Below are 18,272 nucleotides of genomic sequence, written 5' to 3'. Positions count from 1 at the left end.
TGCGTTCGACGGCGACACCGAGCCCTTTCGCACGTTACTTAAACGATCGCTTGACTATTTTTCTCGACCGTCTACAGTTAAGTAACTACTTAAGCAATTGGAAGGACAGCAGCATGAACGCCCGCAATGTCACCCATTCCAGCTTCACTCTCGAGCGGACATACGACGCCCCGCCCGATCGCGTCTTCGCTGCGTGGTCCGACGCGGCGGCGAAATCGCAGTGGTTCGCGGGGCCGGGCTTCGAATACCGCCTCGACTTTAGCGTCGGCGGTAGCGAGATCAATCGAGGTCACATCGACAGCGGCCAACTGGTGAGCTTCGAGGCCACCATCCACGACATCGTCGAGAACGAGCGCATTGTGTACTCGGCGACACTGTCCGCCGACGACGTCCTGTCCACCGTGTCTCTGACCACCGTCGAATTGAGCTCTGCGGGAACCGGAACCACCTTGGTGCTGACAGAGCACGGCAGCTTTCTCGATGATCACGAAAAGCCGGAATGGCGCGAGCAGGGCACCGGCGAGTGGCTCGACGCGCTCGGAGCCTACGTCATCAAGGCGTCTTGATCGGCTCCGCATAAATCGTGCGACGGGTACGTCCGCGCAGCACCGTTCGCCCTCGTGAACGCCACTGTTTCGCCTCGCTGTCCGACGCGTTCACGAGTACCTGCTCGGCCGCCAGAATACGTGCGGGCCGATCCTTGGCTCGCTCCGTGAGCCGGGCGGCCTCGTTGACCGGATCGCCGATCACCGTGTACTCGTATCTTTCCTCGGCACCGATGTTGCCTGCGAAGACAGAGCCGTAGGACACGCCGATACCGAAGTCGACCGAACGCAGCTCCCGCAATGCCGAACGCAATTCTCGGGCGGTGGCAAGGGCCGCGCCCGCGGGGTCGTCGATCGCGAGCGGCGCCCCGAAGATCGCGAGGGCGGCATCGCCACCGAACTTGTTGATCAGCCCGTGGTGTTCGTCGACGGCGGTGACGACGATGCGGAAAAAGTCGTTGAGCAGCGCTGCGACCTCGTCGGGTGGACGGGTCGCCGCGAAGGCCGTCGAACCCGCCAGGTCGATGAACAGGACGGCAACTGTTCGAACGTCGCCACCGAGCATTTCTTCCTGCTCGATCGCCCGGCTCGCGACGTCGTGTCCCACATGCCTGCCGAACAGGTCGCGCAGCCGTTCCCGTTCGGCAACCTCGGCGGCCATTCGATTGAAGCCCATCTGCAACCGGCCGATCTCGGACGAATCGTGCACGCTCACACTGACATCGGTATGGCCGCGCTCCACCTCGGCCATCGCCAAGCCCACCTCGCGCACCGGAACGCTGACTGTCCGACTGACCAGCACCGTGCCGGAGACACCGGCGATGATGGCGGTGACGCCGAGGATCAGGATCGGGCCACCGATCGGGGTGTCCGAGTGAATCACCCACAGCAGATAGCGATCCACCATGATCGCGATGACCGCTGATACCGGGATCGCGGTACACAGCGCCCAGGTGACGACCAGACGTTCCATCACTCCCGGCGATCGACGGCTCGGTGGATTCGCCGTCATCGACGCGATGATCATCGGTCGCAGAATCGCGTCGGTGATGAGCGTGCCCATGCACAGCATCGCTGCGCCGCCGAAAATGACGGCAAGCACGATCAGCGCCAGGTTGCGCCCGCCCGAGTGAACGTTCGCGAAGAAGAACACGGTGCCTGCGCACACCCACATCGAGACGTGCACTTTTGTCTGCCGCGAGGTGATCTCCAACGCGTTGTGACGCTGGGCAGGCGTCGGCTCTTCACCTCTGCAGAACCATCGCAGCGACGGCATCACGAACTTGGTGGTGAACACCGCTGCGATAGCCAGCCCGGCGAGCAACATGAGAATCATCGCCAGCGCGTTGCGGACCGTGACGAGACTGTGCGCGTCGGGTGCATCGCTTCGGCCGAGCAGGACCACGATCACGACCAGCTCCGCGGCACCGATTCCGTACGCGGTAATCAGCGCAGCCGAATAGCGAGCCCGCATGAAGAAGGCTCTCTTCTTCCAATCAGCGGGCGGCGGCATGCTGTCGATTATCCCCGTGGACTGGCGTTGCGAATGCCAGTCGACGGGTTTCGGAGCACCTTTACTCAGATGAGATCGCGCGGTCCGATGCGGTTGTTCAGGCCTAACAGCGGAAGACCCGCCCACAGTGTTGCGATGACCATCACAACGCACAGCACAACGTTCCAGTCCAAGGACACCGCAATCACGAGCGGAAGAGCAGCTGTCGCTGTCGTCAGCGTCCGATGGCGGAATGTATCCATACATCTATATTGCGCCGAATATGGACCGGCGGAAAGAGCCAGTCGATGGGTACTGGCCCTGAATCGAACGGCCGACCAGCGCGCCCTAGTCGGTCGCCGCGGCGCGCTTCGCTGCCGCCTTGCGCCGCTTTCCCTCGTGCATCGCCTGCACTCGCGCGACGGGAATTTCCCGACCTTCGGCGAGCAGGTCGTCGGGCAGTCGCTGCGGCGCGGGCAACTGATCGACCCAATGGTCCTTGCCGTCGAGCGCCGCGACGGCAGAGCGGATGGTGAAGTCGGACGGCACAACCCGATCCAGATCGGCCCAGCCGATCGGATAGGACACCGGGACCCCTGGGCGCAGCCTGGGGCTGTAGACCGACGCCACCGTCGCACCGCCTGCTCGCGTGGAGTCGATGAACACCTTGCCAGCGCGCTCGTCGACCACGAAAGCGGTTGTGGCAAGCCGGGGATCGATCTTCTCGGCGCGTGCGGCGATCGCCCGGGTCGCCGCTGCCGCATCCTCGATCGTCACGGCGTCGTCGATCGGCACGTACACGTGCACACCTTTGGCTCCGCTGGTCTTCACCGCGCCCGTCAGACCCGTATCGGAGAGCGCTTGCCGGACCAGGTGCGCGGCCTGCACGGCAAGCCCGAATTCGCCTGTGCCCGACGGCGGATCGAGATCGAGCACCAGATGTGTGACGCGATCCCAGCGGTCCGCGCGCATCAGCGTCACGTGATACTCGACCGCACGCTGGTTGCCGAACCACAGCAGGGTTTTCGCGTCGTTGCAGAGCGCGTAGGTGATCTCCCGCTTCGACGCGTCGGCCCACACCTTGGTGGTCGGCACCCACTCGGGCGTGTACTTGGGAACGTTCTTCTGCATGAAGGGCGGCTGCCCCGGCCGCACACGCATCACCGACAACGGCCGATCCTGCAGCTGCGGAACCATGCGGTCCGCCACCGCCTCGAGGTAGTCGACGAGATCGCGCTTGGTGGCGTCCGCGTCGTCGAAGAGCGGTTGGTCGAGATTGGTCAGCGGAACGCCCTGCCGTGTCTCGTCACTCTTGGTCGCCACGGTTCGAGCGTAGTTTCAGTCGAAGCGGGCAGAGAGGGCTTCGAGTGTCTTGGTGATGCCTGCACCGTTGGCCTTTGGAAATCCCAAGAGCTCGAACACCTTGGCAGCCGGCGTGGTGGAGTAGTCGAAGGTCTCGGTGACCTGCGTGGTTCCGGGAGTGACCTCGGCAAATTCCCAACGCCACCGGTGCCCAGCCGGGTGCTGCCACTCGACCAATTTGTCGTCCTGGAATGCCGTCACCTTCGACGTGATCTTGTACGGGACGCCGTACTGCTTCATCCCGACACTGAACTTGGCACCGTTGCTGAGCCGGTCGGGGCCGGTGACCGGTGTGTCGCGAACGGTGCCGGAGCCGTCGAGCTCCGGGTGCCGATGCGGGTCCGCCACCAGGTCGAAGACCTGTGCTGCAGGCGCATTCACCGTCACCCGTCGAGTCACCTTGCGTTTGCCGGTTTCCACTGTGCTCACTGCTGCGTTGGCCATAGGTGCAAATGTACGCGGCGCTGCCGGTGAGCTCAGCTGTCCATGTCTTCGAGTTCGCGACGGCTGGTCTCCGGGATCTTGGTCATCACGAACCAGAACGACAGCGCCGCGAACACCGCGAACGCTCCGTACACCGTCGCGAGGCCCAGGCTGCGAGACAGCGACGGGAACCACAGGCTGACAATGAAATTGGCTATCCAGTTGGCGGCTGTACCGATTCCCAGAGCCACCGCGCGCATGCGGTTCGGGAACATTTCGCCCAGCATCACCCAGAGGATCGGACCCCACGTCGCAGCGAAGAAGATCACGAAGAGATTGGCACCGATCAACGCAACAGCACCCCAGGGTGAGGGCAGCGCGACGTCGTCCCCAGTCCCGGTGGCTTGCGAGAACGACACCGCCGCCAGCACCAGTCCGACGAACATACCGACCGAACCCGCCAGCAGCAGCTTGCGACGGCCGATTCTGTCGACGAAGAGGATCGCGACGAACGTCATGATCACGTTGATCGCGGCGGTGATGACCGACGTCCGAAACGACTCGCTGGCGGAGAACCCGACCGACTTCCACAGCGTCGTCGAGTAGTAGAAGATCGCGTTGATTCCGACGAATTGCTGCAGTACGGCCATGATGATGCCGACCCACACCAACGGATGCAGGCCGAAGCGTGGACCGCGAATATCGGCGAACGACGACCGAGCTTCCTTGCGCAACGTCAAACGAATCTCGTGTACTCGCTCGTCAGGATGCAGTTCGCCCGTCACTTCGCGGAGGATTTGCGCGGCTTCCTCGTCCAGATGCTTGCCGACCAGAAAACGCGGCGATTCGGGGATCAGCAAAGCCAGAATGCCGTAGACCAGCGCAGGCACCACGCCGACCAGGAACATCCAGCGCCATGCCTCCATGCCCCACCACAGGGTGTTCGCCGCATCGCCCGCCGCGCCCTGCAGCAGTGCGTCGGAGAGAGGGCGGCGAAAATGCCGGTTGTGATGGCCAACTGTTGCAACGACGCGAGGGCGCCGCGAAACCGCGCGGGTGCGATCTCGGCGATGTAGGCGGGCGCGATCACCGAGGCGATGCCGATACCGAGACCGCCGACGACGCGCCACACCATCAGGTCGTAGACGGTGACCGCGAGCGACGCACCGATCGCGGAGACCAGGAACAGGACGGCGCCGAGCACCATCACCTTCTTGCGGCCCCACCGGTCGGCGAGATTGCCTGCGAACCAGGCGCCGACGGCACACCCCAGCAATGCAATGGCGACGGCGAAGCCCGTGAAGAAGTCACCCAGCGCGAACTTCCCCTGGATGGAATCGACGGCGCCGTTGATCACCGAACTGTCGAAGCCGAAAAGGAAGCCTCCCACCGCGGCGGCCACCGATACCGCGACGACCTTGCTCGCGTGAAACTTCGAGACCTGTTGGACGCGTGCTGATTGCGTCATTGCGCCACCTCGCCTGCTCGTCGCGATGTACCGGAACGGATGAGTCCACTTTCGACCCTAGACCGGATACCCGAACTTTCTCGGCGCACACCTCTTACGCTCAGGTAACGATATTTCGAGGGCTCAGAACGGTGTTTTCGCGAGCAGATCCGATAGGACGGCGTGGTCACCCGACGTCGTCAGCCGCGGATCGTCGGTGCCGATTCGCCGCGTCATCATCAGCAGCAGATCCAGTGCGGTACCGCTGACTTCGACGGCAGCATCGGAATTGTTGTCGTCCCAGTCGATCATCGCGCCTGCCGGCCGAATCGACCACTCGCCGCCGTCCGTTCCGTGAAGGTGCACGGTGTGGCCTTCGGCCAGCAGCGCATCGGAACGGCCGCGACCCGGTGTCTGCCACAGCGTGAGCCATTCCGACAACCCGTCGGCGGCGATGTCGTGGTCCATCGTCACCTCATGACCGAGCGCGAGCAGTACATCGGCCCGGTGCACCGTGGCCTCGTGCAGTCGACGCCTGATCCACCACTGCGCGGGCCTCGGACCGGTAAACGTCCAGATCGGGACACCGGCACCGGTCCCGTCGACGTTGTCCAGCACCAGCTGCGCACTGTCACGCAACCACCGGTCGGCGCCCTCCGCATCACGCGGCGGCCTTCCGTCCGGAACGGCCTTGGTATCGAGGTAGTCGGTGGCGTGATCGGCGACCATCGCTGCGGCCCAACGATGTCCGCGCCCGACGTGGGTGGTGAGGTTCGCCAACGTCCATCCCGGGCACGTCGGAATCGGCGTCTCCGGATCGCTGGTCTGCGCCAGGTCTGCGAGCAGGTCGTTCTCGGAGATCAGGGCGCTGCGGACCGCATCGGGACCTAATTGACTCATGACCTCGACGGTAGTTCAGCCCGGCGGCTACCGTCGAAATATGGCTACCGACGATGCGATCGCGCCGTTCACAGTCCGGGTGGAGCAATCCGCAGTCGACGACTTGCACGATCGACTGACCCGCACGCGCTGGCCGGACGAGCAACCGGCTGCCGACTGGTCGTACGGGTTGCCGTTGTCGTACGCCCGCGAGCTGGCAGCCTATTGGCGCGACGAATACGACTGGCGCACACACGAGTCCGCCATCAACGCGTTTCCGCAATTCATCACGACGATCGACGGCGCGCAGGTGCATTTTCTGCACGTCCGGTCGTCCCGCGACGATGCGACGCCGCTGCTGCTGACGCACGGCTGGCCCGGTTCGTTCATCGAGTTCCTCGAACTGATCGGTCCGCTCACCGCGCCACCCGATGACCGACCCGCGTTCCACGTCGTCGTACCCACGATCCCCGGTTTCGGGTTCTCCGGCCACACGTCCGATCCCGGGTGGGGGCCGACGCGCGTCGCTCAGGCATGGGCGGCGTTGATGCAGCGCCTCGGCTACGAGCGTTACCTGGCGCACGGCGGCGATTGGGGAGCGACCATCACGCACCAACTGATGCGGGTCGCGCCGGACGCCGTCATCGGTGCGCATCTGACAATGCTCAGCTCGGGTGCACCGCCGCCTGACATGGACCTCAGCACGCTCACCCACGACGAACGCAGCAAGGTGCACGAATCGCTGCAGCGGTTCGGAACGATTCGCCGAGAAGAGATGGGCTACGGCTTCATTCAGTCCACCAAGCCGCAGACACTTGCCTACGGACTGGCGGATTCGCCGGTCGGACAGCTGTGCTGGATCATCGAAAAGTTTCATCGGTGGACCGACAACAACGGCTTACCCGAGGATGCCGTCGACCGCGATGTCTTGCTTACCAACGTGAGCATCTACTGGTTCACCAACACCGCAGGCTCGTCGGCCCGAATCTATTACGAGCGTGCGCATTCCGGAGGGTGGGGTAGCAAGCCGGAGCCGTCGACCGTCCCGACTGCGGTGGTCGTGTTTCCGCGAGACCTTTCGATCCCGATTCGCCGCGTCGCCGAGCAGTACGACAACATCGTGCGGTGGACCGACGCCGACAGCGGCGGCCATTTCGGTGCTCTGGAGCGGCCGGAATTGTTGGCCGACGATATTCGCGAGTTCAGTGCGTCGATCCCGTCTCGATGAGCAGCACACCCGCCATAACCAGCACTATGCCGAACATCATTACCGGAGTGAGTGATTCCTTGAACAGGAACTTGCTTGCGAGGGACGTCAATGCGACGCCTGCTGCGGCCCAGATGCCGTAGGCAACGCCGAGCCCGACACCGTTCTCCAGGGTGAGCGACAGAAAGACGAATGCAAGAACGTAGCCGACGGCAACCCATGCGTACCACGCTTTTCGGCCGCTTGCGGCGACGCGCAACGACAATGTCCCACAGACCTCCGACAACACGGCCACGGCGAGGAAGATCCAACCCATCAGGATTCCCGCGCGCTCTGCTCGTGCCCCAATTCGATGCACAGCACACCGGCAATCACCAGCGCCATTCCCACAATCATTACGCCAGTGAGGGTTTCACCGAAGATCACCGCCGACAGGCCTGCGGTCAGTGCGACTCCGACCGCACCCCAGATCCCGTACGCAACGCCAAGCGGTAGCCCCGCGCGCAAGACCCGGTCCAGCAGCACGAAGGAACTTGCATAGCCGACGGCGACCAAGACGTACCATCCCGGGTGATCCAGCGCAGCCTTCAGCGACAGCGTCCCGGTCACCTCTGACACGATCGCGCAACCCAGCAGGAGCCACCTCGTCATATCGTCAATTCCACCACGGCCGAAATGTGCGAAGCTGACGCATGGCCACGTCGCATTGGCACAAGGTCTACACGGCCCCCGTTGCCGCGCCACCCGGCCGGCTCTTCGATCTGCTGTCCGATCTACCCAATTACAGCCGCTGGCTGCCTGGCTCCGATCAGTACGCTGCCACCACCGAGGTCGACCCGTATCCCGTGCGGCTCGGTAGCCGCTACCACGACGGCAAACCCGACGAGCGCGGCAAGGAGTGGTGGGGAACCGTCACCGGTTTCGCGCCGCCCGGCTCGCTCGACTTCCACCACACGATCCAGGTCGCCCAGCTCAGAGCCACCGTCGACGTACATATCCACTACTCGTTCGAAGCTCACGAGAGCGCGACACTGGTGAACCGCTGGCTGGTTCTCGACATCGACATGCCCATCGCGCTGCGGCCTTTGCGTCGCCTCATCATCAGCGCCTTCGACAAGGAGAACCTGCGAACGATGGCCGCAGTGAAGAGTTACGCCGAGACGCACCCCGACTGACGACTATGCTGCAGACAAATTCGCATGGCGCGGAGGTAATTTCGCCCGCACCGCACTAAACCGTCCGCAGCGTTACGCCTCGATCGTTTCGGTCGGCAAACGATCGGCTCCCCAACTGCGGTGGTTGTAGCCGACGACGCTGTCCAACTCGGCCTGCGTGACGTTGGCCGATTCGCCAGGCTCTAGCGGGTCGAAGTGGAAGATGTAGAGCCGGGACGCGAACTGCTCGAACGGCAGTGATGCCTCACCGAAGCGTTCACCGCAACCGGCAGTACTGACGACCACGCCGTCGCCCCAATCCTGGCCGCTGTCGTTGTTCGGGTTGTAGAAGTAGACGCGCATGGTCTCCTGCGGGTCGAGACTCACCCGCAGAATGGTGATCGCGTGCCAGCCGATGAAGCGTGCTGCGCTGTCGGTGACAGCGATGCCTGCAGGCTGCGGGTGGATGATCGGCTGGTTGCCGTTGTAGAACGGGTGGTAGTTCGCGTAGAAGTGCCGCAGAAAGTCCTCCAGGTCAACAAGTTTCCCGGTTTCGACGTCGACGTTGATGGCGAAGCCACGACCAGCCCACCAGCCGTGGAACTCGGGATTGACCCAGCGGTGCGGGTCGCCCGCACGGCCGATACAACGACGCATCATTTCTGCGTAGATCCGATCGAGGTGCGGTACCACCAGCAGCGACACCGGATCGAGATCGACGGGAAGAGTTGTCGCGACACCGGATTCGCTCTCGTTGGACGAAATCGACTGCCCTTCGAAATGCATCACGATCTCGTCGTCTCGCGCGGCCCACACCAAGGTCTGCAGCAGGTAGTCCGGATCGTTGTACGCCCACATGGACAGTGCACGTGCCGATTGGCAGGTGGGATTGTCACCCTGCCCGACACCGAACGGCAGGCCGAGAATCGACAGCATGCCGGACAGCAGCCACGCTCGCGGTTCCGGCGCAGGACCGAACGCAAGCGCCAATCGTTCGCGAGAATTGGCCGAAAGTGGTTGTGCCAGCTGACGCCAGATCGCGGGAGCCACCGGCGGCTGGTAGAGGATGCCGCGTTCGAGCATCAGCGCCAGACCGTAGATGCACTGCGCCGTCTCGGGGTGCACGGCTTCGTCGATCAGCCGGTGCACCAGGTCGTGATAGCACAGCAAGCAGTCGCGACCGGTGCTGGACAGCCCCAACGCCTCGCCGAGCAGGTACTCGCCCTTCTCCTGCAGGAACCGCAGCAGCACAGCGTGATACGGCGACACCAGGCCGGTGTCGTGCATCGCACGCGCGAACCCGGCCGCCTCGAATTGCAATGCGCTGCTGTCCATCGCGTCGAGTCGACTGCGGTAGACGTCGACGCCCGGATCCTCCCGACACGCATCGGTAGTGCCGAACAAGCTGCTGATCAATCGATCCGCGCCACCGCTGTTCGCTCCGAGATCGATGTCCGGGTTGCTGCGATAGACCGCGATCTGCGTGATCATTTGTTTGACCTGATCCACCTGGATGGGGCGCTGCCGCAGGATTCGCCAGATCTCCTCCACCAGGTGGTCGAGGATGTTCTCGTACCCCACGCCCTCGCCCAGGTACCGCATCAGCGAGCGCGTCACCTTGGCCATACGACCCTGCTGCTCACGCTCCGCCTCACTGGGCGCGGTGAACAGCAGCGACAGGTTGATCGCCAGCACCTGCGACAGATGGTGACCGGCGTCCTCGGCGGAGATCAGCTCGTGCACGTAGTCGCCCTTGGTCACCGCTAGCAAGCGCAGCTCGTTCGCCGCTTCGAGCACCACGACGTCGGCGTTCGGGCTGCGCAACGATGCCTTGCTCAGTGCAGGGACCAGGATCTGCGGCGACGCCCAGTCCGTGCCAAGAAACAGGCCTGCCGATTCCAGGTCGGCCGACCGTTCCCGAATCGCCGCACACCCGTCCGGCTGCAGCAGGACGAGGCGGATCGCGTCCAACACCGGGCGCAATTTGACCTGTTTACCGAAGTCGCTGCTCGCGGCCAGCGATTTCGTCGCCTCGTCGAGCCCGGAGAGACGCTTGTCCAGCGTCGTACTGCTACTGCTGGTCGAGTTCAACCGACGATCCTCACGTATCCGCTGCAATTGGGTCGATCAGACGTAGAAGTCGAGGTCTTCCTGTCGTTTCAACAGATCGCGCATTTGGTAGGGATCATCACCGAAGAAATAGAGCAAACCCCAATGAGTACCGAATGCCGTGCGTTTGGTCACCGTTTCTTCGACGGGCGCAGTCAATTCATGCGACTCGAAGTAATCGTGATCTTCGGTCTCTTCCGGCATTTCCAATTTGTTGACGACGCGGCGACGCGGATACACACCGAAGCACCCCGCGTGACCCTTCGCGTCGACAACTTCGGTCGGAAAGAATGCGTCGATTTCTTCCGCCGTCGTTTTCGGATCGAACGACAGCACCAATCCCTGGTATGCATTGAATCCGTAGGCGCGCTCCAACAATTCGAAAACTTTGAAGCCTGGCGGCCGGTACGCAACCTCGCCGAAGTACATTTCGCCGTCGCTGGTCACGAAGTATTCCGGGTGAATGAATCCGAATTCGATATCGAAAGTCTTGATCAGCTTTTCGATCTGCCGGGTGATCTCCGGGCGATACTTCTCCAGCTCCGGCGTTGCGGGAACGAAAACGGAGTAGCCAAGCGTCACGTACTCGGAGATGTTGAGGAACGCGATCTTGCCGTTGTGCACCCACGCCTCGACAGCGAACTCCCACCCGTCCAGGTGCGACTCCATGAGCACCGGAAACTCCTCGTCCGGGATGGTGTCCACCTCGTCCGGGGTGCGAATGACCCGATGTCCCAGGCAGCCGGCCTTGTCGAATGCCTTGAGGTGGATCGGGTCGTTCGGATCGCCGTCCAACTTCAGCAGCGTTTGATTGACGCGCTTGAGGAAACGGATCACGTCGTCGCGCTCGTGGGCCTCTTCGAAGATGCCGACACGGATCCCGCCGAGCTGCGCGCGGCGCTTCATCAGGGCCTTGTCGCGAAGCAGCATGGCTTGACCGAACAGGCGCGGATTGTCCAGCAGCACCGAGTTGATGGCGCCCGCCCATTCGACGGTCTCTTCGAACAGCGGAATCGCGACGTCGACGCCCTTTTCCTTCAACGTCTCGGCAATCTCGAGAGAGCGATCGTTCAATCGCTCGAAATTCCACGGAACATAAGGAATGTTGTGCGCGGTGCAATACTCTTCGGCCCACTCCGGGGCAACCACGATATAGCGTCTATCGAAGCGATCGACCGCCTCGATCGCATTCAGACTCCAACCCAACAAGGCGACAAAGCCTTTTTCCGGGTTTCGAACTTTCGATTCAGATGTTGCAACCGACAAACCGTTGTCACCTCTCACGTAAAAGTTCCAATTTACACTTTTTATAGCGTTACCCAAACAGTGACAAATTCAAACACTGCGGTTCAGACACTACATCGAATCGGCTTATACACCAATCGCGCCGGCGAGCATCGGCCACGACGTGTGGAGATCGTCCTGCCAGTACGGCCAGCCGTGTGTGCCGGTCGGACGCATGTTCACCGTGGCCGGAACGTTCAGAGCATTCAGCCTGTCGATCAGCGGTCGCGTGCACTGGTTGACCACTGCCTCCATGCCGCCGCCGACCATCGCTCGGTCCATGAGTGCGCCGACGTTCCCGTCGATCCCAGGAGAGTTCAGCGTCTCATGGGGACCGGGGATGCCGTTGCCCGCCGAAATGTAGAGCTGGGTGCCACGCAGCCGAGCGGCCTGAACGGTCGGATCGTTGTCGACCCACGCAGGATTGCCGGGCGCACCCCACATGTTGGCCGCATTGGCACCGAACGCAGCCAACTGCGAGTACACCAGGGCCTGCGCCATCGGGTCGCTGGTGCGCGCGCAGCCGCTGTACGACCCGACCGCCTGATACAGGCCCGGGGCGTGAATCGCCAGGTTCAACGCTGACGTCGCCGACATCGACAGTCCGGCGATCGCATTGCGACCTGTCATGCCGAACGTCGCGTTCAGGAGCGGCGGCAATTCCCGGGTGAGGAAGGTAGTCCACTTGTTGCGGCCGAGAACCGGATCGTCGTTCTGCCAATCCGTGTAGTAGCTCGCACGCCCCGCCAGCGGCACCACCACGTTCACGTTCTTGTCCGCGAAGAACGACGCGACATCGGTGCGGCCGGTCCACGCACCACCGTCCTCGCCGCCGTCGACGCCGTTGAGTAGATACAGCGCGGGCGCCGAGCCGGCGGGGTGCGACACCCACAACGGGATCTGCCGATTCATCGCCGCCGAAAACACGGTGACGGCCAATTGCCGTCCACCTATCGGTCGAATCGATACGACAGCGGACGCGTCCCCGGGCGCAGCTGCGGAAACGGCACCCGATCCGACCACCGCGCAGACCGCAGCGACCAACACCGCGGCGAGACGGAACAACGGGATGAGCCGAGCATGGGATCCGGGCACGTTCGCAACCTAAACACAGATCGCGGTGTCAGACCGCCGAATCAGTCGCCGGAGCGAAGGTGCTCGTCGATGTACTCCTCCGGACCTTTGTCGACGGGCTCCACCCTCCTCTGCTTCGGCATGGAGATCCAAGAATGTGGCGAGCCTGCCCCACACGGCCGTGAGACTCGGAACGTCGCTGCTGTCGATCTGCTCGAGCAAGGCGAACAGACGACGTTGCTCGTGATGGTCATCGAGGATCAACTGGGTGATGTCCACGAGTCAGCAGTCAGCCTCGGTCCGGCTGCGCCAGGATGTACGCCTTGGCTTCCGAATACGAGAAGGCGTGCCCCTTGTCGGTCGGATCGGTCTTGGATTTCACGTTGAACAACACGAAGCTGGCGATGTGATTGACCAGCACCTCGAGGCCCTTCGGCTCGCCGAGGCCGTTCAGCTCACCCGCTTGCTGAAGCTCGAGTACACGGTCGGTTGCTCCGAATCCACTGCTGTGTGTCATGCCACCAGATTGGCACTATTCTGCACACGGCGTCGACGTCGCCAGGAGAGGGACTGATGCAGAAGCGTTTTCGGTGGAATCTCCCAATCGTGCCGATTGCGATCGCGCTCGCCATCGCGATGAATTCGGCGAACGTAGCCGCGGCAGGTCCACTCCTGCCGACGTTCCCGATCGGCGCGGCCGCCTACACCGTGAATGTCGACGAGCCCGACGGAAATCCTGGTTACGTCTTCTACACGACGGGACTGTCTGCGGCGGTCACCGTTCCCGAACAGGTATCCGCGCTGCCGACCGCCGCACCGGCCAACGTCATCGTCGACAAATCAGGGCGCGAAGTCTGGCGCTACACACCGCCGCCCGGCCAGGGCGTGAGCAATTTCCGCACCCAGCTGTATCAGGGCAAGCCTGTGCTCACCTGGTGGCAGGGCACATCCAACGGCGGGCACGGATCAGGTGTCGACTACATCGCAGACGATCATTACCGCGTCATCGAGACGCTGACTCCCGGCGGCGGCTTGTCGTCCGATGTGCACGAGTTCCGCCTCACGCCGGACGGCCATGCGCTGATCACCTCGTACAAGGAGGTCACCGCGGATTTGAGTCCGGTCGGGGGACCCAAGAACGGAGAGATGCTCGACTGCATCGCCTCGGTGGTCGACGTTGCCACCAAGAAGGTGCTGTTCGCGTGGGACGCGATGCAGCATGTCCCGCTGACCGACACCGTGATGAACTACGGACCTCTCGCCACGGCGATCACCACGTACGATCCGTACCACATGAACGCGATTTCCCTTGATCCCCAAGGCAATCTGCTCATCTCGTTCCGCGGCACCTCGACGATCTACGACGTCGACGCACATACCGGCACTGTCGATTGGCAGCTCGGCGGAAAGCATTCGAGTTTCACGATGGGCCCCGGCGTCGCCTTTGCGGGTCAACACGATGCGGAATTTGCCGATTCCAGCACGATTCGTCTGTTCGACAACAACGTCGAAGGTGTTGTACCGCAGGGGTTGTCGAGCCTGCAGTGGATCTCCTTGGACTATCGGCGCCATACCGCGACCTTGGTCCGCAATCAGACCCACCCCGCAGGCCTGGTCACGTTCGCCACAGGGAACGCGCAGGCGCTGCCGAAGGGTGACACCTTCGCGAGTTGGGGTACCGCACCGCACATCTCCGAGGTCTCACCCAGCGGCGATCTGCTCTACGACGCGTCGTTGCCGCTGGGTACCTATCGCGCCTTCTTCGATCCCTGGACCGGGCATCCGGTCGACCGCCCACGGTTGACATTCACCGGCGGCAGCGCACACGCGGTGTGGAACGGCGCGACAGGAGTTGCCCGATGGCGCTTGCTGCACGGTGACGACGAACGAAATCTGCTGCCGCAGTCGGTGACTGAATGGGCAGGCATCGACACCACCATTCCTGCGGGGCACGCTCCAGGCTCCTACCGAATCCAAGCGCTCGATTCGGCAGGAGCCGTCGTCGGCGAAAGCGACACCGTAAGAGCGTGAGGGCACCTCAGGCGGTGGTCTTCCTGCGGAAGGTGGTTGTCGACCAGACATAGCCGATTACGCCGATGCCGACGCACCAGGCAATCGCAATGACGCCGTTGTTGCCGATCGCGGTACCCATCAGCAATCCGCGCAGCGTCTCGGCAATCGGGCTGAACGGCTGATACTGCGCGAACTGCCGAACACCGGCGGGCATCCCCTCGGTGGGCACCAGCCCGCTACCCAGGTAGGGCAACATCATGATCGGAAAAGGCATGTTGCTCGCACTTTCCGGCGTTTTGGCAGCAAGACCGAAACCTGCTGCCAGCCAGACGAATGCGAACACCGTCATCGCGAACAGGCCGGCCGCGGCACACCATTCGACAACGCCGGCAGTAGGACGAAAGCCGATCAGCAGTGCCACCGCGATCAAGGCGGTCACGCTGAGCATCGCTTGAATCATGGCACCGATCACGTGGCCGAACAGGATCGACGACGGCGAAACCTGCATCGTGCGAAACCGTTTCACGATGCCCTTGGTCATATCGCTGCAGACGGACACCGCAACGGACACGATCATGTAGGCCGGAATCATGAGAATCAGCCCTGGCACAAGGTAGTTGACGTACTTTCCGCCCAAGGCTGCGTCGCCGCCGATGGCACCTTTCAGCGCGCCACCGAAGAAGAAGTCGAACATCAGCATGAGGATGATCGGAATCAGGATGATCATCGTCGACATCGCTGGGTATCTGCGAAACCGAACGAGGTTGCGCCGCAGCATGGTTACCGAATCGGTCAACGCGTAGGTAGCACTCATCACGCAATCTCCTTGTCAACGGAAGGGCGACCCGTGAGGGTCAGAAACACGTCGTCCAGATCGGGGGTGTGCACCGAAAGGCCTTCGGGCTCGACGGCCGCATCGTCGAGGCGGCCGAGCAGAGCGCGCAACGATCGCAAGCCGCCGTCGCTGGGAACCTGCAGGGTGAGCACATCGTCGTTGCGAGTTCCATCGTCGAGAAGGCTTGCAGCAGCGTCTAAGTCGACGATTGTGGAGAATTGCATGCTCACGTGCCCACCGGGAACCATCCGCTTGAGTTCGCCCGGCGTGCCCTCGGCAACGATCTTGCCGCGGTCGAGTACGGCGACACGGTCCGCGAGCTGATCGGCCTCGTCCAGATACTGCGTGGTGAGAAAGACGGTCACACCGTCACCGACCAAGCCGCGAACGATGTCCCACACCGCACGTCGACTGCGGGGATCGAGACCGGTGGTCGGTTCGTCGAGGAAGATGATCCGCGGGTTGCCGATCAACGTCATCGCGACGTCCAGCCTGCGCGTCATGCCGCCCGAATACGTCTTCGCCATTGCTCCCGCGGCGTCCCCCAATTCGAACCGGTCCAGCAGTTCCGTTGCCCGCCGACGACTTTCGCGTCGTCCGAGGTGATGCAGATCGCCCATCAGCATCAGGTTCTCTTCGCCGGTCAGCAAGTCGTCGACTGCGGCGAACTGTCCGGTGACGCCGATCAGTCCGCGTACAGCATCAGACTCGTCGACCACGTCATGACCCGCAACGCGCACAGTCCCGGAATCCAAGCTGAGCAGCGTGGAGAGAATTTCGACCATGGTGGTCTTGCCCGCCCCATTCGGGCCGAGCAGCGAAAATACCGTTCCCGCAGGCACTTCGATGTCGATGCCGTCTAGTACCACTTTGTCGCCGAATGCCTTGTGGAGGCCCGCAATCGAGATTGCAGATGGTCGTTCGTCTGGTCTCATGACTGGAATTTCCTCTCATAGAATTGTGCGCATGTAGGCATGCGTCATCGAGCGACGAGCCGCGTGAGTTGGGCTATCGCGTTATCGGTTGAGTAGAACGGGGTAGATCAGCGCGTGGTCAGACGTCGAGTTCCTCGACGTGCGGATTTTCCACCGCATCGACCACCACGCGATAAAGCTTGCCCGGCAGGAGATCTCGCAGTTCGTCGAGCGTCTCGACCACCTGCACTGTGTAGTCACCCCAATCGGGGTTGCTGACGCCGAGCATCGATCGCAAACTGGTGAAGCCGGTGAGGTCTTTCAGCCAATTGCCGGACTCGTCCTTTCGCCATTTCTGCCACTCGTTCCAATCGGATCGCTGCAGGTGGACGACGAACTTTCCGGTGCGCCCCTGGTAGATCTTGTAGCGCTCCATCACTTCGCCGGAGTTGTTGCTGCGATTCCAGTCCGCGAGTAGACGCCCCGAGAAGCGTTGCTTGCGCGCGCCGTCGAGGCCGACGCGGACGACGACGTCCTCGTACCCGGCTTGGCGACCCTCTTCGATTTCGATGAAGCGATTCAATGCCGTGACGATGGCGCCCGACAAGTTCCCACCCACCAGTTCCTGCGCGCGCTGGAACAGCGGTAGATCGTCGTCGGACACATAGATCGTCTTGTTGGGCACAAGGTCAATATACGTACGTTTATACATATAAGGCAAGGGGTGACGGAAAGACCTAAAACCCCTGCCAGCACGGCTTGGCGGTGTAGGTCTCGGTGAAGTAGGTGGCGAGCTGCAGCCTCGACGCGGCGGCGGTGTCGATCAGCACCGTGACGTGCTGATGCATCTGCAGAATGGTCCCGGGCCACATCGCCGAAATCGGTCCCTCGACCAGCTGATGAACCGCCTCGGCTTTTCCACGGCCCGACGCCAGCAACATGATGTGACGCGCGTTCATGATCGTTCCGATGCCTTGCGTGAGGCAATGCTGCGGCACCGCCTCGATGTCGCCGCCGAAGAAGCGCGCGTTGTCGGCACGCGTCTGGTGCGTCAGGGTTTTCACGCGTGTCCGCGACGCCAACGACGATCCCGGCTCGTTGAACGCAATGTGCCCGTCCGTGCCGATCCCCAGGATCTGCAGGTCGACGCCGCCCGCTGCGGCGATCTGGTCCTCGTAGTCCGCGGCAGCAGCGGCGAGATCGGCTGCACGACCGTCCGGTCCGTGTACCCGCGCGGAATCGATGTCGACGCGCCCGACGAACTCACGCTCGATGACGTTTCGATAGCGCTCGGGGTGATCGGCAGGTAGGCCGACGTACTCGTCAAGCATGAACGCCTGCGTCGCAGCCAGCGACAACGTGCCTGCTCGGACCCGCTGCCCGAGTTCGTCGTACACGGCGAGCGGGCTGGAACCGGTTGCGAGTCCGAGCACGGCGTTCGGTTGGCGTGCAACAAGTTCGGTGATGGCGTCGGCGCCGAGCGCCCCAGCTTTCGCCGCGGTCTCGGTGATGACGACCTCCATGTCGAATACTC

Annotated in this window: 19 protein-coding genes and 1 pseudogene; 4 read left to right on the top strand and 16 right to left on the bottom strand. The window is 62.7% G+C overall.

Translation table 11 applies throughout. The features are described from left to right. Positions 1-113: 113 nt before the first annotated feature. Positions 114-566 carry an SRPBCC family protein gene (locus FOY51_RS17195; RefSeq protein ID WP_149431493.1) on the top strand — a complete coding sequence of 151 codons (453 nt, stop codon included), beginning with the start codon at positions 114-116 and terminating at the stop codon, positions 564-566. Here the strand turns inward: FOY51_RS17195 and FOY51_RS17190 are convergent. The 6 genes and pseudogenes from FOY51_RS17190 to FOY51_RS17170 all read right to left on the bottom strand — a co-directional run bounded on the left by FOY51_RS17190 (position 553) and on the right by FOY51_RS17170 (position 6,169). Beyond that, positions 553-2,058, bottom strand: coding sequence for an adenylate/guanylate cyclase domain-containing protein (locus FOY51_RS17190; protein WP_235916433.1), 1,506 nt, complete (start codon positions 2,056-2,058; stop codon positions 553-555). The two genes, FOY51_RS17195 and FOY51_RS17190, sit on opposite strands and share 14 nt — an antisense overlap. Positions 2,059-2,123: 65 nt before the next feature. After that, positions 2,124-2,300, bottom strand: coding sequence for a hypothetical protein (locus tag FOY51_RS27265; protein WP_187776366.1), 177 nt, complete (start codon positions 2,298-2,300; stop codon positions 2,124-2,126). A gap of 85 nt (positions 2,301-2,385) precedes the next feature. Further along, positions 2,386-3,360, bottom strand: a complete 975-nt coding sequence (locus tag FOY51_RS17185; protein WP_149431492.1) for a DNA polymerase domain-containing protein — start codon at positions 3,358-3,360, stop codon at positions 2,386-2,388. A gap of 15 nt (positions 3,361-3,375) precedes the next feature. Continuing rightward, the gene (locus FOY51_RS17180; protein ID WP_149431491.1) at positions 3,376-3,843 is read right to left on the bottom strand and encodes an SRPBCC family protein; all 468 of its coding nucleotides are present in this window, start codon (positions 3,841-3,843) and stop codon (positions 3,376-3,378) included. Positions 3,844-3,875: 32 nt separating this feature from the next. Next, positions 3,876-5,290 (bottom strand): annotated as a pseudogene (locus FOY51_RS17175) (sugar porter family MFS transporter). A 123-nt stretch (positions 5,291-5,413) separates the two neighbouring features. Further along, complete coding sequence (locus FOY51_RS17170) at positions 5,414-6,169, bottom strand: maleylpyruvate isomerase family mycothiol-dependent enzyme (protein ID WP_149431490.1); 756 nt, start codon at positions 6,167-6,169, stop codon at positions 5,414-5,416. A 40-nt stretch (positions 6,170-6,209) separates the two neighbouring features. Here FOY51_RS17170 and FOY51_RS17165 point away from each other — a divergent pair, with 40 nt between their 5' ends. Continuing rightward, complete coding sequence (locus tag FOY51_RS17165; protein WP_149431489.1) at positions 6,210-7,376, top strand: epoxide hydrolase family protein; 1,167 nt, start codon at positions 6,210-6,212, stop codon at positions 7,374-7,376. Here the strand turns inward: FOY51_RS17165 and FOY51_RS17160 are convergent. Together FOY51_RS17160 and FOY51_RS17155 are read right to left on the bottom strand one after the other, a co-directional pair. Next, positions 7,351-7,671 (bottom strand): DMT family transporter, encoded by a 321-nt coding sequence (locus FOY51_RS17160; protein WP_149431488.1) that lies wholly within the window; start codon positions 7,669-7,671, stop codon positions 7,351-7,353. The two genes, FOY51_RS17165 and FOY51_RS17160, sit on opposite strands and share 26 nt — an antisense overlap. Then, positions 7,671-8,006, bottom strand: a complete 336-nt coding sequence (locus FOY51_RS17155) for a DMT family transporter (RefSeq protein ID WP_149431487.1) — start codon at positions 8,004-8,006, stop codon at positions 7,671-7,673. Before FOY51_RS17155 ends, FOY51_RS17160 begins: the two co-directional genes overlap by 1 nt. Before the next feature lie 41 nt (positions 8,007-8,047). Here FOY51_RS17155 and FOY51_RS17150 point away from each other — a divergent pair, with 41 nt between their 5' ends. Continuing rightward, the gene (locus FOY51_RS17150) at positions 8,048-8,530 is read left to right on the top strand and encodes an SRPBCC family protein (protein ID WP_149431486.1); all 483 of its coding nucleotides are present in this window, start codon (positions 8,048-8,050) and stop codon (positions 8,528-8,530) included. A gap of 72 nt (positions 8,531-8,602) precedes the next feature. On the opposite strand, the gene FOY51_RS17145 is transcribed toward FOY51_RS17150, so the two are convergent. From FOY51_RS17145 to FOY51_RS17125, 4 genes are all read right to left on the bottom strand, one after another. Beyond that, complete coding sequence (locus tag FOY51_RS17145) at positions 8,603-10,600, bottom strand: hypothetical protein (protein ID WP_149431485.1); 1,998 nt, start codon at positions 10,598-10,600, stop codon at positions 8,603-8,605. A gap of 36 nt (positions 10,601-10,636) precedes the next feature. Then, positions 10,637-11,884, bottom strand: a complete 1,248-nt coding sequence (locus FOY51_RS17140; RefSeq protein WP_149431484.1) for an ATP-grasp domain-containing protein — start codon at positions 11,882-11,884, stop codon at positions 10,637-10,639. A 105-nt stretch (positions 11,885-11,989) separates the two neighbouring features. Beyond that, a complete protein-coding gene (locus FOY51_RS17135) occupies positions 11,990-12,997 on the bottom strand; it encodes an alpha/beta hydrolase (RefSeq protein WP_235916431.1) in 1,008 nt (335 codons plus the stop codon). Positions 12,998-13,265: 268 nt separating this feature from the next. Beyond that, positions 13,266-13,493, bottom strand: a complete 228-nt coding sequence (locus FOY51_RS17125; RefSeq protein ID WP_149431483.1) for a hypothetical protein — start codon at positions 13,491-13,493, stop codon at positions 13,266-13,268. Positions 13,494-13,582: 89 nt separating this feature from the next. Here FOY51_RS17125 and FOY51_RS17120 point away from each other — a divergent pair, with 89 nt between their 5' ends. Beyond that, positions 13,583-15,007, top strand: a complete 1,425-nt coding sequence (locus FOY51_RS17120; protein WP_235916429.1) for an arylsulfotransferase family protein — start codon at positions 13,583-13,585, stop codon at positions 15,005-15,007. A 7-nt stretch (positions 15,008-15,014) separates the two neighbouring features. Here the strand turns inward: FOY51_RS17120 and FOY51_RS17115 are convergent, their stop codons facing one another. The 4 genes from FOY51_RS17115 to nagB form a co-directional block, all read right to left on the bottom strand. Next, on the bottom strand, positions 15,015-15,803 hold the full coding sequence (locus FOY51_RS17115) for an ABC transporter permease (RefSeq protein WP_149431481.1): 789 nt from the start codon (positions 15,801-15,803) through the stop codon (positions 15,015-15,017). Further along, entirely contained in the window at positions 15,803-16,759 is a 957-nt protein-coding gene (locus FOY51_RS17110) for an ATP-binding cassette domain-containing protein (protein WP_149431480.1), read from the bottom strand. The genes FOY51_RS17115 and FOY51_RS17110 overlap by 1 nt, the downstream gene beginning before the upstream one ends. A gap of 118 nt (positions 16,760-16,877) precedes the next feature. Further along, entirely contained in the window at positions 16,878-17,423 is a 546-nt protein-coding gene (locus FOY51_RS17105; RefSeq protein WP_149431479.1) for an EXLDI protein, read from the bottom strand. 52 nt (positions 17,424-17,475) lie between these two features. Next, positions 17,476-18,261: a glucosamine-6-phosphate deaminase gene (nagB, locus tag FOY51_RS17100; RefSeq protein WP_149431478.1), complete on the bottom strand. Its 786-nt coding sequence runs from the start codon at positions 18,259-18,261 to the stop codon at positions 17,476-17,478. Positions 18,262-18,272 lie beyond the last annotated feature (11 nt).

Origin of the sequence: Antrihabitans cavernicola (assembly GCF_008297975.1) — a bacterium.
GTDB classification, from domain to species: domain Bacteria; phylum Actinomycetota; class Actinomycetes; order Mycobacteriales; family Mycobacteriaceae; genus Antrihabitans; species Antrihabitans cavernicola.
This window is presented reverse-complemented; position numbering and strand designations above follow the sequence as displayed.

Coding starts and splice junctions, on each gene's coding strand:
- FOY51_RS17195 (WP_149431493.1), top strand. CDS start 114: ATGAACGCCCGCAATGTCACCCATTCCAGCTTCACTCTCGAGCGGACA.
- FOY51_RS17190 (WP_235916433.1), bottom strand. CDS start 2,058: ATGCCGCCGCCCGCTGATTGGAAGAAGAGAGCCTTCTTCATGCGGGCT.
- FOY51_RS27265 (WP_187776366.1), bottom strand. CDS start 2,300: ATGGATACATTCCGCCATCGGACGCTGACGACAGCGACAGCTGCTCTT.
- FOY51_RS17180 (WP_149431491.1), bottom strand. CDS start 3,843: ATGGCCAACGCAGCAGTGAGCACAGTGGAAACCGGCAAACGCAAGGTG.
- FOY51_RS17170 (WP_149431490.1), bottom strand. CDS start 6,169: ATGAGTCAATTAGGTCCCGATGCGGTCCGCAGCGCCCTGATCTCCGAG.
- FOY51_RS17165 (WP_149431489.1), top strand. CDS start 6,210: ATGGCTACCGACGATGCGATCGCGCCGTTCACAGTCCGGGTGGAGCAA.
- FOY51_RS17160 (WP_149431488.1), bottom strand. CDS start 7,671: ATGGGTTGGATCTTCCTCGCCGTGGCCGTGTTGTCGGAGGTCTGTGGG.
- FOY51_RS17155 (WP_149431487.1), bottom strand. CDS start 8,006: ATGACGAGGTGGCTCCTGCTGGGTTGCGCGATCGTGTCAGAGGTGACC.
- FOY51_RS17150 (WP_149431486.1), top strand. CDS start 8,048: ATGGCCACGTCGCATTGGCACAAGGTCTACACGGCCCCCGTTGCCGCG.
- FOY51_RS17125 (WP_149431483.1), bottom strand. CDS start 13,493: ATGACACACAGCAGTGGATTCGGAGCAACCGACCGTGTACTCGAGCTT.
- FOY51_RS17115 (WP_149431481.1), bottom strand. CDS start 15,803: ATGAGTGCTACCTACGCGTTGACCGATTCGGTAACCATGCTGCGGCGC.
- FOY51_RS17110 (WP_149431480.1), bottom strand. CDS start 16,759: ATGAGACCAGACGAACGACCATCTGCAATCTCGATTGCGGGCCTCCAC.
- nagB (WP_149431478.1), bottom strand. CDS start 18,261: ATGGAGGTCGTCATCACCGAGACCGCGGCGAAAGCTGGGGCGCTCGGC.